11 protein-coding genes are annotated in these 13,173 nt (G+C 58.2%); 6 read left to right on the top strand and 5 right to left on the bottom strand.

All coding sequences use genetic code 11. The annotated features are described in order from the left end of the window. Positions 1-116 precede the first annotated feature (116 nt). Positions 117-491 (top strand): hypothetical protein, encoded by a 375-nt coding sequence (locus ACZZ0D_RS11230; protein ID WP_463553257.1) that lies wholly within the window; start codon positions 117-119, stop codon positions 489-491. Positions 492-587: 96 nt separating this feature from the next. Here the strand turns inward: ACZZ0D_RS11230 and ACZZ0D_RS11225 are convergent, their stop codons facing one another. Then, positions 588-812 carry a YgdI/YgdR family lipoprotein gene (locus ACZZ0D_RS11225; protein ID WP_463553256.1) on the bottom strand — a complete coding sequence of 75 codons (225 nt, stop codon included), beginning with the start codon at positions 810-812 and terminating at the stop codon, positions 588-590. Positions 813-1,007: 195 nt separating this feature from the next. Here ACZZ0D_RS11225 and ACZZ0D_RS11220 point away from each other — a divergent pair, with 195 nt between their 5' ends. The 5 genes from ACZZ0D_RS11220 (at position 1,008) to ACZZ0D_RS11200 (ending at position 8,622) form a co-directional block, all read left to right on the top strand. Then, complete coding sequence (locus ACZZ0D_RS11220) at positions 1,008-2,660, top strand: VRR-NUC domain-containing protein (protein ID WP_463553255.1); 1,653 nt, start codon at positions 1,008-1,010, stop codon at positions 2,658-2,660. Then, entirely contained in the window at positions 2,657-4,924 is a 2,268-nt protein-coding gene (locus tag ACZZ0D_RS11215) for an ATP-dependent DNA helicase (RefSeq protein WP_463553254.1), read from the top strand. Before ACZZ0D_RS11220 ends, ACZZ0D_RS11215 begins: the two co-directional genes overlap by 4 nt. Before the next feature lie 161 nt (positions 4,925-5,085). Beyond that, positions 5,086-5,994, top strand: a complete 909-nt coding sequence (locus ACZZ0D_RS11210; protein ID WP_463553253.1) for a zeta toxin family protein — start codon at positions 5,086-5,088, stop codon at positions 5,992-5,994. A gap of 97 nt (positions 5,995-6,091) precedes the next feature. Then, on the top strand, positions 6,092-8,011 hold the full coding sequence (locus ACZZ0D_RS11205) for a hybrid sensor histidine kinase/response regulator (protein ID WP_463553252.1): 1,920 nt from the start codon (positions 6,092-6,094) through the stop codon (positions 8,009-8,011). Between the two features lie 74 nt (positions 8,012-8,085). Further along, positions 8,086-8,622: a hypothetical protein gene (locus ACZZ0D_RS11200; protein ID WP_053119988.1), complete on the top strand. Its 537-nt coding sequence runs from the start codon at positions 8,086-8,088 to the stop codon at positions 8,620-8,622. Positions 8,623-8,875: 253 nt separating this feature from the next. Here ACZZ0D_RS11200 and ACZZ0D_RS11195 read toward each other — a convergent pair whose 3' ends face one another. The 4 genes from ACZZ0D_RS11195 to ACZZ0D_RS11180 form a co-directional block, all read right to left on the bottom strand. Continuing rightward, positions 8,876-9,172: a hypothetical protein gene (locus ACZZ0D_RS11195; RefSeq protein WP_159811295.1), complete on the bottom strand. Its 297-nt coding sequence runs from the start codon at positions 9,170-9,172 to the stop codon at positions 8,876-8,878. 187 nt (positions 9,173-9,359) lie between these two features. After that, positions 9,360-10,703: a cation:proton antiporter gene (locus tag ACZZ0D_RS11190; protein WP_463553251.1), complete on the bottom strand. Its 1,344-nt coding sequence runs from the start codon at positions 10,701-10,703 to the stop codon at positions 9,360-9,362. A 169-nt stretch (positions 10,704-10,872) separates the two neighbouring features. Beyond that, positions 10,873-11,730 carry a glucose 1-dehydrogenase gene (locus ACZZ0D_RS11185; protein WP_463553250.1) on the bottom strand — a complete coding sequence of 286 codons (858 nt, stop codon included), beginning with the start codon at positions 11,728-11,730 and terminating at the stop codon, positions 10,873-10,875. 181 nt (positions 11,731-11,911) lie between these two features. Further along, positions 11,912-13,060, bottom strand: a complete 1,149-nt coding sequence (locus ACZZ0D_RS11180) for a MalY/PatB family protein (protein WP_463553249.1) — start codon at positions 13,058-13,060, stop codon at positions 11,912-11,914. Positions 13,061-13,173: the final 113 nt, after the last annotated feature.

Here is a 13,173-nt window from a genome sequence, read left to right as displayed (position 1 = left end):
TGACTGATCAGCCTGTTTCTGACTCAAACCCCTGCAAAAACAGGAAATGCGGCCTAAAGCCAGCACGTGCACACACGTTCTACAGCTAGCCGCCATTGAGTACAGGAGATTCAAACGTGAAAGGTTTCAAGGGGTATATCGGTTTCGTCGGGCTGGCGCTGTGTTCGGCCAACGTCTGCGCCGATCTGCCTCAAAGCTCGATTCTGAGCCGCTACGGCATTACCACCGACCAACTGCCGAACCCGGTAAAGACTGCCGAGGACAAACCGGTCGAAGAAAAAAGCCGCTTTCAGATCCAGCCCGAACAACCGTTCGTGACGATCCGTCTGGGTGACGGCAAGCAGCTGCCAACCACCGGCAATCTGAGCATCGACCGCATGGCGCAGCAGGATCTGCAGCGTTGCCAGCGTTTGCAGGGCGAAGTGGTCAAGCGGGGCGGGACTTACCTGAGTTGCGACAACAGCATCCCCGGCATGCCAACTCCCGAGTAACACAAAAAACCTGTAGGAGCTGCCGAAGGCTGCGATTTTTTGATCTTTTAAAAGCAAAGATCGCAGCCTTCGGCAGCTCTTACACGGCCTGAGGCGTTAGTCTTCCTTGTGAACCGTCGCCACTTCATCGGCGCGCACTTTCACCTTCGCCCCGGAAATATCCTCGAACTCGTAGAAGCCATCCTTGGTTTCGGTCTTCGGCATGTCCTTGGTCAAATACTGGGTGCCGTTCTGCAACGTGACCACGGTCTGGGTTGAGCAACCGCCCAATGCCAACAGGGCGGCAACCGCCAATGGAAGGCCCAGCGTCTTGATGTTCATAGCCACCTCAAACTCCTCATGCGATGTAGTACCGATCATTGTCGGTGTTCTAACGCGGTTGGTGTCATGGCACCGTGAAAAGTTCGATGTTCACGGATAAAAAATGCCATTGATCTTTTTCCGTTTGCACGGGGTAGGGCTGAGCTGGTATCTGTACGCATAACCAGTACTCGCTCGCCATGGCCCTGAATTCCCGTGACTGCCAATCCCCTCGACGATCCGTTTTATTACCTCAACAACTTCCGGCAAGTGCTTGATTGGCTTGAGCTTCGCTATGCCGATGTGATGAGCGAAGCGGAGCACGCGTTTATCCGCGACTTCAATGCGCTGCCGCGAGCGTCACAGGGTCTGCTGGTGCGGATGGTGATGCGCAAGGGCATTCATTTTCGCGCCGGGAAACTGACTTACGCCGAAATCGGCGACATCGCTGCAGCCGCACAGCCGTTATTGGCGCGCGGCTGGCTCGACGAGCAGGCACCGTTGGCGATCGCAGAGCTCTTTGATGTGTTGCTCAAGGCTGAAATTTTGCAGGCTTTCGCTGACTGTATTGATCGACCCAAGGGCCGCAAAGATGAATGGCTGCCTTTGCTGGCAGAACAGTTCGATACGCCGCGAACCCTGCGCGACTGGGCGCCGTCTCTGAATGATCGCCTGTTCAGCCTGACCATCATGGATCTGTGCGATCGCCTGCGCCTGATGTTCTTCGGCAACCTTTATCAGGATTGGTCGGAATTCGTCCTGGCTGATCTCGGTATCTTTACTTACGAAAAAGTCGAATTCTGCGCCGATTCCCGAGGCCTGCGCAGCCGCGCGGACGTCGACGCCTGCCTGTTCCTGCACAATTGCCAGTTGCGTTTCGAAGCCGGTGAACCGCTGGAAACTATCTTTGAACAGGTCAGCGCGCTGCACTTCGACAACCCGTGGTTGCAGCGGCGGCGCGGTAAAGTGCTGTTTCAGATTGGCCAGTATTGCGAGCGCATCACCGAGTTTGCCCTAGCCCTGAGTATCTACCGTGACTGCGCCTATCCCGGTGCGCGGCTGCGGATGATCCGCGTGCTGGAGCGCAGCGCCGAATACGCGCTGGCGCTGGAGTTGGCAATGTTGGCCGAACAAGCCCCGGAGAGTGCCGCCGAGCAACAAGGCCTGCAACGCATCTTGCCAAGGCTGCGGCGCAAACTTGGCGGCCCGCCGCTCAAGCGCACAACGGCAAAACCGGTGGAGCGTCTGGATTTGCACCTGCCTCGCAGCGATCCGGCATTGTCGGTGGAATTTTACGTACAGGCGCATCTGCATGACGACGAGGGCCCGGTGCATTACGTCGAGAACAGCCTGATTAACTCGCTGTTCGGCTTGCTCTGCTGGCCGGCGATTTTCGCGCCGTTGCCCGGGGCGTTTTTTCACCCGTTCCAGCGAGGCCCGGTCGATCTGCTCAATGAAGATTTCCAGCAACGTCGCACCGAACTGTTCGAGGCCTGCTTCGCCGAGCTCGATGATGGCTGTTATGCCGACACGATTCGTCAACGGTTCGTGGATAAATGGGGTGTGCAGTCGCCGTTCGTGTTCTGGGGTGCACTGAACGAGGACTTGCTGGAACAGGCGCTGGCCTGCTTGCCCGCGGAGCACCTCAAACACTGGTTCAATCGTTTGCTGCTCGACATCAAGGCCAATCGCGCCGGCATGCCCGACCTGATCCAGTTCTGGCCGCAGCACAAAACCTATCGAATGATTGAAGTCAAAGGCCCCGGCGACCGCTTGCAGGACAACCAGTTGCGCTGGCTGGAGTTCTGCCACCAGCACCAGATGCCGGTTGCCGTGTGTTACGTGCAATGGGCGGAGCAGAGCGCTTGAGCTACAGCATTGCCGTGCGGGCACTGTGCGAGTTCACCGCCAAGACCGGCGACCTCGACTTGCGCTTCACGCCGTCACCCACCGCGCTGGAAGGCATCGCCGGCCACCGCACCGTAGCCTCGCGACGCAGCGACAATTACCAAAGTGAAGTGGCGCTGGAAGGCGAATTCCTGCAGTTGAAGGTCAAGGGCAGGGCGGACGGCTACGACCCGGCGCAGAACTGCTTGGAAGAAGTCAAAACCTATCGTGGCGACCTGAGTAAACAACCGGCCAACCACCGCCAGTTGCACTGGGCGCAGGCGAAAATCTACGGCTGGTTGATGTGCCGCAAACTGGATTTGCAGAAGATCAATCTGGCGCTGGTGTATTTCGACATCGTCAGCGAAAAGGAAACCTGTCTGGTTGAGGCGTTCAGCGTCGACACCTTGCGCGAGTTCTTTGAGCAACAATGCTGCTTGTTTCTGCATTGGGCTGAGCAGGAAATGGCGCATCGCGAGGCGCGCAATCTGGCGGCGCAGCAGTTGCGCTTTCCCCATGCGGATTTTCGTCCCGGTCAGCGGCATCTGGCCGAATCGGTGTTCAAGGCTATCAGCACTGGTCGTTGCCTGATGGCCCAAGCCCCCACCGGCATTGGCAAAACCCTCGGTACGTTGTTCCCGATGCTCAAGGCGCTGGCGCCGCAGCAACTGGACAAAGTGTTCTTCCTCACCGCTAAAACCCCCGGGCGCAAACTGGCGCTGGACGCCAGTCAGGTGTTGTTCGATCAATCGCCGACGTTGCCGTTGCGTGTGCTGGAAATGGTTGCCCGGGACAAGGCTTGCGAACACCCGGACAAAGCCTGTCACGGCGAATCCTGCCCGTTGGCGCAAGGCTTTTATGATCGTCTGCCCGCCGCCCGTGAGGCCGCCAGCCGCATCAATCTGCTTGATCAAGCCGCCATGCGTGAAGTCGCCGCGCAACATTCGGTATGCCCTTATTACTTGAGCCAGGAAATGGCCCGCTGGGTGGACGTGGTCGTCGCCGACTACAACTATTACTTCGACTTCAGCGCGCTGCTGTTCGGTCTCGCCCAGCTCAATCAATGGAAAGTTGCGGTGTTGGCCGACGAGGCGCACAACCTGGTCGAGCGTGGCCGGCAGATGTACAGCGCCAGCCTCGATCAATTCACCTTGGGCAGCGTGCGCAAAACCGCCCCCGAAGCGCTGAAAAAATCGCTGCAAAGGGTCAACCGTGAATGGAACGCGCTGCATGCGCCGCAACTGGCGGCGTATCAGGCCTACGACAAAGCCCCGGAAAAACTGCTGCAAGCGATCTCCCTGTGCTGCGCGGCGATTGGTGATTACCTCAACGATCACCCGCAAGGGCTCGACAGCGCGTTGCAGAACTTCTATTTCGATTTACTGCAGTTTGGCCGGGTCGCGGAGCTATACGACGAGCATTACCTGTTCGACATCAGCAAGCGCGACCTCGACCGCAAACGGCCGCTGTCACAGCTGTGTTTGCGCAACGTGGTGCCTGCTGCGTTCATTGGCCCGCGCCTGAAGTCTGCGCGCAGCAGCGTGTTGTTCTCCGCGACCCTCAGCCCACGGCGTTATTACGCCGACCTGCTCGGCACGCCGGCCGATACGGTGTGGATCGACGTTGAATCACCGTTCAGCGCCGAGCAATTGCAGGTGCAGATCGTCAGCCGCATCTCGACCCGTTTCAATCACCGGCAGGCGTCGCTGGAACCCATCGTCGAACTGATCGCGCGGCAGTTCAGTGAGCGCCCGGGTAACTATCTGGCATTTTTCAGCAGCTTCGATTATCTGCAACAAGTGGCAACGTTACTCGCCGAACGGCACCCGCAGATCACCCTGTGGCAGCAATCGCGGGGCATGGCCGAAGGGCAGCGGCAGGCGTTTCTTGATCAGTTCACCGCTGACAGCCAAGGCGTTGGTTTTGCGGTGTTGGGGGGAGCATTTGGCGAGGGCATCGACCTGCCGGGCGCGCGGTTAATCGGTGCGTTCATTGCGACGCTGGGGCTGGCGCAGCTCAACCCGGTCAACGAACAATTGAAACTGCGCATGGCAGCGATTTTCGGCGCCGGTTATGACTACACCTATCTGTTCCCGGGGGTGCAGAAGGTGGTGCAGGCGGCAGGCCGGGTGATTCGTACTCGCCAGGATCGCGGTGTGGTGATGTTGATCGATGACCGCTTTGCCGAGAGCCGGATCAAGCAGCTACTGCCGAAATGGTGGGCACTGCAGCATTCGCCTGGCTGATTGTTTTGAAGGCCGTTTCTGATAGCGCTGTAGGAATTTTTTCCTTTTAAAATCAGTGACATATCCCGTATTGAAGCCGTGTTTGATGGTTTCGCAAAAGCAGACTTTATTGATAAGACCGCTCAAGCGGTTCAGTCCATTATCGATAAGGACATCGACCCATGACCATTAACGCCATCTACCGCTATACCCCCGAACAACTCAGTGCCGCTCTCAGCGATATCACTGCAACGTTGTTCGCCGGAATCATGCCTGACACCCGACCCAAACTATTGATCACCGCCGGCGTACAAAGCTCGGGCAAGACCTGGCTGCTGGAAAAAACCTTGTTGCCATCCGGCAACTACAAAAACCACGTGCGCCTGTATTTGCCGGAATACCGCAGCAAACACCCGCAGTATCAAGAGATGCTCAAGCACGGCGTACTGCACGCCTATGAGCACAGCGAAACGTTCATTCGCGAGCTGTGCGGCAAGATCTTCGAAAAAGCCTTCACTGAGAAACTCAACATCATCATGGAATGCGCGTTCGACTCGATCGACTTTGCGGCGCTGCCTGCCATCGCCGTCAACGCGGGATATCAACTGGAGGTGCACATCGTCGCGTGCAATCAGCCTTTTGCATTTCTGTCCGGCTTCAAACGGGCCTTCAAAAGCCTGGAAACGCAGGAAGTCGAACGATTTGTCCGGCCCTCGGAACTCAAAGCCAGTCTGGCAACGGCGCATGCAGTAGTGTTTGCACTTGAGGCAGCGGCAAAGTTGTCGGATGGCTCGCAAATTCTTTTATACGAACGTGGAATGGGGGCTCTGCAAGATCGCGTGTTGCGTGCACGCAGCCTTTACAGCAGGGACGAGCAGGGCGTACTGAAAGTGACCACGCCGAATGAGCCTTATAGCTATGCGGAGTACCAGCGCATCAGCAGTGCTTCAATCAGTGGCAATATGGAACGCGACGAATTTATAAAGGCGTGCCACCGGATGCTGCTGCAGACCCGGCAATACGCCGAGCAGATCCCTGACTATGTGTACGACGCGCTCTATTCACGCATTCTCAAGTACGTGCAGCGTTGAATGACCAAATCCTTGCGAGGTTTAACCGACATGCGCTTCCCAAACCGCCGGTTTGACGCATACTCCTCCAATACCAAATGTGCTTGAGTCGTACCTGATGATCAAAAACACCAAGACCGCTGCGATCGAAGAAATGCGTTTCAGGCTTTTGATCGATGCAGTGGTCGACTACGCGATCTACATGATCGACCCGGACGGCATCATCACCAGCTGGAACTCCGGCGCCAAACGATTCAAGGGCTACGAAGAAGCCGAGATTCTCGGTGAGCACTTTTCCCGCTTCTATACCGCCGACGACCGCGCCGCCGGGTTGCCGCAGCGGGCGCTCGACACGGCGATTCGTGAAGGGCGCTTCGAGGGCGAAGGTTGGCGGGTACGCAAGGATGGCACCAATTTCTGGTCGCACGTGGTGATCGATCCGATCATTGACCCCAATGGCCAACTGCTGGGGTTCGCCAAAATCACCCGCGACCTGACCGACCGCAAGATGGCCGAGGAAACCCTCAGACGCAGCGAACAGCAGTTCCGCATGCTGGTGCAGGGCGTGACCGATTACGCAATCTACATGCTCAGCCCCGAAGGTCGGGTCAGCAACTGGAATCAGGGTGCACAGCGGATCAAAGGCTATCTGCCTGAAGAAATCATCGGCGAGCATTTTTCGGTTTTTTATACGCCAGAAGACCGTGCGGCCGGCGAACCACAACGGGCGTTGGCGATTGCCACCCATGAAGGTCGCTTCGAAAACCGTAGCTGGCGGGTACGCAAGGACGGCACGCGGTTTCTCGCGCACGTGGTGGTCGATGCCATTCGCGGTGAAACCGGCACGCTGCTCGGCTTTGCCAAGATCACCCGTGATGTCACCGAAGCCCATAAAGCCCAACAGGATCTGGAAAAAACCCGCGAAGCCTTGTTCCAGGCGCAGAAGATGCAGGCTATCGGCCAACTCAGTGGCGGCATCGCTCATGACTTCAACAACCTGCTGACGGTGATTCTCGGCAACCTCGAGATTGTCCAGAAGCGCATTGGCGATGATCCGAAACTCACCCGGTTGCTGGAAAACGCCACCCAGGGCGCACTGCGCGGCGTGTCGCTGACCCAGCGCATGCTGGCGTTCGCTCGTCGTCAGGAACTCAAGACCGAGGCGGTCAATATTCCGCAACTGGTGCAAGGCATCACCGGGCTGCTGCGCAGTTCCTTGGGGCCGAACATCAAAATCGAGACACGCTTCCCCCTCGAACTTGATCGCGTATTGGCTGACACCAATCAACTGGAACTGGCGATCCTCAATCTCGCGACCAATGCCCGTGACGCCATGCCCGACGGCGGTAGCGTCATTATCAAAGCTGAACACGAAGTGGTGCTGGAACAAGCTCAGCATGCGCTGGCGGCCGGTCACTACGTGTGCCTGAGCCTCACCGACACGGGCGCCGGCATGGATGCCAACACCCTGGCATCGGCCAAGGATCCGTTCTTCACCACCAAAGGACTGGGCAAAGGCACGGGGCTGGGCTTGTCGATGGTGCATGGCTTTATCGAGCAACTTGGCGGGCGTTTCGTTCTCAAAAGCGAACCGGGGCAGGGCACCACGGCTGAACTCTGGTTGCCAGTGGCGACATATGCGGACATTGCCAGTACGTTGCCGGTCATTGAACCCGTCAGTTCAGTGCCACGCTTGAGCGTATTGGTGGTGGACGACGACAGTCTGGTACTGACCAGCACGGTGTTGCTGCTCGAAGACCTTGGCCACCGGGTGCTGAGCGTCACCTCCGGTGCTCAGGCGTTGAACCTGTTCGATCAGGGTGAAGTGATCGATCTGATGATCACCGACATGGCCATGCCGCACATGAGCGGCGCGCAACTGGCCCACGCCGTTCGGTTGTTGAAACCGGATCTGCCGATCATCCTGGCCACCGGTTACGCCGAGCGTCTGGAGGGTTTTGCAGCACAACTGCCGCGTTTGCCGAAACCGTTCACGCAACTCAATCTGCTGGAGGTCATTGCCCAATCAATGAAATGACCCGTCGGGAGATCCGCCTGAACTTGTCCGCTGTGGAGTTCTTCTAACTGTTTTCCACTCCGGAGCGTGCGTCCTTGTCTCGCATACTGACTCATCCAACTGCTGAAGAAACCCTGACCGAACACGACGCGAAAATGTTTGGCTCGCCCAAGGAGCGGCTGGATTTTTACCGTCGGGAAATACAGTACGAAACCAGCATTCTGGCCAACCGAACTGACGCTTATCTGGCGGCGCAATCGTTTCTGGTGATCGCTTTTGCTTCGTGCATGGCCAATCTCAATCCGGAGTGGGGCAAGTTGTTCACCTTGGTGGTGCCACCGTTTCTGGCATTGCTCGGGCTGCTTAGCTCGCTCAACGCCTGGCCAGGGATTCGGGCGGCGTACGACATTATTGATCACTGGCACTTCAAGCAGAGTCACTTGCTGCACAGTGAACCGGTGATGGGCTTGGCGTATGACGAGTCGCCGCTGTTCAGTGAGATGGAGTCGACTCACAAGGGGTACCGAAAGTCGCTGCTGTTTTCGGTGCGTACGCCGTGGATTTTTGCGGTGTTCTGGATAGTGCTGGGGAGTTATGCGGTGTTTATACAGGTGACTAATCCTGGGGGATGATTGATAGCAAAAACCCGGCTGGATTGGCCGGGCTTTTCGTACTTCGCATTCAATCTGTGGTGTGCTTCAGATCGATCCCCCTCACCCCAGCCCTCTCCCCCAAGGGGTAGAGGGGGAAGGGAGCAGATCTTTTGCTGTGTTCAAACCTGAGTTCGACCGGATATTTCAGGTCGGCGTATCTCGAACAAACACTGCGGTCAGTCCCCTCTCCCTCCGGGAGAGGGCTAGGGTGAGGGGCTTTTGACGTATAACTTCAAGCCACCGTCTCAAGCTCCCGACGCAACCCCGCCGAATTCTGCGAAGACATCGGAATCGGCGGGAAGTCCTCGTTAAGCACGCACAGATGATCAATCGCGTCTTCAAACATAAAATCGGCTTTCTTGCGCAAGGCCCGATAGTGCTCAAACTGTTCGAAATCCAGATTTTCCACTTCCAGCAACGCGTTCGCCGCTCGATTCAGCGCGTGGGCGTTTTCGAAGAGTTGACGATTGCGTTCCAGAGCCAGTGCTCTGCAAGCCTTGATTTGCGCAGGAGTCGAGCATTCTTTCATGACCGTAACCTTATTCTTCGGGGTTCCTTTTCTCAGGCCCTCAAGCCGCAGGGGAACCGAACCTGCCGGGCCTCGTCGGACTCGTCCGGCGGGGGGTTATGCTTGTGACTGTCGACAATCGGGCAGGGATCCATTTTTTTTAAAAAGAATATTCGATGGGTTGTCATGGAAAACCTGTAAGGAAAAATCAGCTTTTTTGTTTTTTTCGCTGTTCGTAGCGCGCCAGGATCGGTTGCGTGCTGATGCCGTGTAGCAGAATGCTCAGCGCAACCACCGACAGCGTGAGGTCCGTGCACAGCGTCGCCACCGAATCCGTCAGCCCATGGTTCAGCGCATAAAACAGATAAAACAGACTGCCGATCCCGCGGATGCCAAACCAGCCGATCAACAATCGTTGCCTGCCTTCAAGCAACGATCCCCAGGGCATCAAAGCCACACAGGCCGGACGGATCGCACAAAACAACACGGCACCGACCAGTAATGCCCGCCAGTCCCAATGGGCGATCAACACGACGCCAAGCAGAGTCACCAGAAACACTTCCATGGCCCGTTCGACCAGACCGCCAAACGAAAGCATGTCGCCCATCATGATCCCGGCAGCCACCTGGCTGCTTTCCAGCCGCTCGGTATCGCCATGCACCGCGTACTGCGGTTCGATGTTCTGGTGGCCCACCACCGGTTGCACCAAATGCTCGGCGGGCGGCTGACCGGCACCGGTGGATTTCACTTCGATCTGGCGCAGGCCCAGGCCCGCTGCGAACACCGACAGAAAACCGTAGCCGCCGATGGCTTCCGCCACCACGTAGGCGAGGGCGATCAGCGCTAGCGCGAGGTAATCATTGGGGCTCAGGGTGCTGTCGTCATTACGGATGCGCAGCGACAACGTGACGCGTCCGATACCGCGCCCCATCCAGTAACCAGTCAAGAGTCCCGCGGGCACGGCCCACAGCACATTGCGCAAGACCCAACCCTGCCACTCGGCGGAGGTACCTTCGCCATGGATCAACAGCAGTCCGAGAATCACAAACGGGAACGCGATCCCGTCATTCAAACCCGCCTCACCGGACAGGCCGTAGCGCACGCTGTCGACGTCCCGCGCATCGTTGACTTGCACCAGCGCCGCCAGCACCGGGTCGGTCGGCGCCAGGATCGCGCCAATCAGCAGCGACGGCCCCCATGGCAATTGCAGCGCCCAATGCAACAGCAGACAAACCCCGATGATGGTCACCACCATCACCGGCCCGGCCAGTCCAAAAGCGATTCGCCAACGCTTGTCACGCAGCGGCAATCGCAATTTCAACCCGCAGACAAACAGCGAAAAGAGCACCGCAACTTCCGTCAGGTGCTCCATCCACAGCGAGGTTTCTTCCAGAGGCAGTTTCAGCAGGCCCAAGCCACTGGGGCCGATGCCGATGCCCAGCAGCAGGCAAACCGCTGACGTCGTGACCGGCATCCAGCGCAGGTACGACGAGGTCAGTGCCAGGGTCAACAACACGGCGCCGAGCACCGCGACCCACACGATAAAACTCATGTTGTGCCGCCTCCGAATGTTCCATATGACGGCAATCGCACCGCATTTTTTGGGTAGCTGCCATATCACTGTAGGAGCTGCCGCAGGCTGCAATCTTTTGATCTTGAAAAACAGGGGCAAAAGATCGCAGCCTGCGGCAGCTCCTACAGTGACGCAAGGCCACAGGGTTTCAGAGCATCGGCTTGCCGCCGGTGACGCCGTAGCGCTGGCCGGTGATGTAACTGGCTTCATCCGAGGCCAGCAGCACATAAATAGGCGCCACTTCGACCGGTTGACCGGGGCGGCCAAGCGGGGTTTGCGCGCCGAAGTTCTGCACTTCTTCGTCGGGCATGGTCGAGACGATCAGCGGCGTCCAGATCGGCCCCGGCGCCACGCAGTTCACGCGAATTTCCTGCGGGCCGAGCATCTGCGCGAGACCGCCGGTGAAATTGGCAATCGCGCCTTTGGTGGTGGCATAGGCGAGCAGGCTGGGTTTGGGCATGTCCGAGTTGATCGAGCTGGTATTGATGATCGACGAGCCGGCGCGCATGTGTTTGATCGCCGCTTGGCACAGGCGGAAAATCGCGGTGATGTTGACGTCGAAAGTCATCACCCATTCGTCGTCGGGGATTTCCTCGAAGGTTTCGTGGGTCATCTGGAACGCGGCGTTGTTGACCAACACATCGATGCGGCCGAAGCGTTCAACGGTTTTATCGACCAAGGCCTGGCAGTGGGATTTCTGCGCGATATCGCCCGGCAGCAAGAGGCACTGGCGCCCGGCCTGTTCGACCCAGCGTGCGGTTTCCTTGGCGTCTTCGTGTTCGTTCAGATAAGCGACCGCAACGTCTGCGCCTTCACGGGCAAAGGCAATGGCCACGGCACGCCCGATGCCGCTGTCGGCGCCAGTGATCAGGGCAATTTTGCCGGCCAGGCGTCCAGAGCCGACGTAGCTTTGCTCGCCACAATCGGGGTAGGGCTGCATCTTGCTTTGCGAACCGGGGACGGCTTGGGCTTGTTTGGCAAAGGGAGGTTTTGGATAGTCGGTCATCGCGGGACTCCGAGGTCTCATGGCAGGTATGGGTGGTTGACCCGGAGTGTTTGCCGTGAGTTCGATCGGATTTCCACACCCCCACTGTAGGAGCTGCCGCAGGCTGCGATCTGTTGATCTTGTTTTTTAAGATCAAGATCAAAAGATCGCAGCCTGCGGCAGCTCCTACAGGGGAATGGTGTTAGCGGTTAGTCAGGGCACGCTCCATGCGGGCAAGGCCTTCTTCCAGCATCGAGCGTGGGCAGCCGAAATTCAGGCGTACGAACTGTTGGTGCTGATCGCCGAAATCCAGACCGGCGCTGAGGCCAACCTTGCCTTGCTCAAGGAAGAACTGCTGCGGGTTGGCCAGATCCAGCGCCGAACAATCCAGCCACGCCAGATAAGTCCCTTGCGGCACATTAATCGTCACGCCCGGCAAACGGCTGCGCACCGCATCTACCAGATAATCACGGTTGGCTTGCAGATAGATTTTCAGCTCGGCCAGCCACGGCGCGCCTTCGCTATACGCCACGCGAGTCGCTTCCATGCCCAGCGGATTGACGCTGTCGACCATGCCGCAGCGGGCGTGGTTGACGCGTTCGCGCAGGGCGGCGTCTTGAATGATCATGAACGAGGTCTTCAGGCCGGCGATGTTGTAAGCCTTGCTCGCCGACATCAGGGTGATGGTGCGCCGGGCAATTTCCGGGCTCAGCGAGGCGGTCGGAATGTGTACGCGGCCGTCGAAGCACAGTTCGGCGTGAATCTCATCGGAGATGATCCACGCGTCCTGCGCCACGCAAATATCGGCCACGGCTTGCAGCTCTTCGCGGCCGAACACTTTGCCCAACGGGTTGTGCGGGTTGCTCAGGAGCAGGGCGCCACCACCGTTTAGCGAATCACGCAATACGTCCAGCGGCGTCAAGTAGGTGCCGTCCGCCTGAGCATTGAATTCCAGCTCGACCTTGTTCAACCCCCAATGCCCCGGCGCATGGCGCAGCGGCGGGTAGTTCGGCACTTGCACCACAACGTTTTGCTGCGGCTGCACCAGCGCTTTCAACGCCATGTTGAAACCGGATTCAACGCCCGGCAGGAAGATCAGCTCTTGCGGTTGGATCTTCCAGGCGAACTTGGCCCAGAGGTCGGCAACGATGGCTTCGCGCAGGCTGTCTTGAGCAACGCTGTAACCCACCAGCGGGTGCAGCAGGCGCTGTTGCAGCGCCTCGATGACTACCGGCGGCGCGGCGAAATCCATGTCAGCAACCCACATCGGCAACACGTCGGCCGGGTAGCGGCTCCACTTGGTGCTGCCGGTGTTGTGGCGGTCGAATAGCTGATCAAAATCGAAAGTCATGCGCGGTCTCGTGAAGGCGGGTTGTTCATGGGCGCCATGATAAACCCATGCCCCCACGGGAACACCCAAAACCTTGTGGGAGGGGGCTTGCTCCCGAATGCGGCGGGTCAGTG

It is taken from the genome of Pseudomonas sp. AC193 (assembly GCF_979258075.1).
The sequence above is the reverse complement of the archived record's forward strand: the minus strand, read 5'-3'. Positions and strand labels throughout refer to the sequence as shown.

Bases quoted from the DNA above. Each gene is read 5' to 3' on its own strand.
- ACZZ0D_RS11225 (WP_463553256.1), bottom strand. From the start codon at position 812: ATGAACATCAAGACGCTGGGCCTTCCATTGGCGGTTGCCGCCCTGTTG.
- ACZZ0D_RS11210 (WP_463553253.1), top strand. From the start codon at position 5,086: ATGACCATTAACGCCATCTACCGCTATACCCCCGAACAACTCAGTGCC.
- ACZZ0D_RS11205 (WP_463553252.1), top strand. From the start codon at position 6,092: ATGATCAAAAACACCAAGACCGCTGCGATCGAAGAAATGCGTTTCAGG.
- ACZZ0D_RS11195 (WP_159811295.1), bottom strand. From the start codon at position 9,172: ATGAAAGAATGCTCGACTCCTGCGCAAATCAAGGCTTGCAGAGCACTG.
- ACZZ0D_RS11190 (WP_463553251.1), bottom strand. From the start codon at position 10,703: ATGAGTTTTATCGTGTGGGTCGCGGTGCTCGGCGCCGTGTTGTTGACC.
- ACZZ0D_RS11185 (WP_463553250.1), bottom strand. From the start codon at position 11,730: ATGACCGACTATCCAAAACCTCCCTTTGCCAAACAAGCCCAAGCCGTC.
- ACZZ0D_RS11180 (WP_463553249.1), bottom strand. From the start codon at position 13,060: ATGACTTTCGATTTTGATCAGCTATTCGACCGCCACAACACCGGCAGC.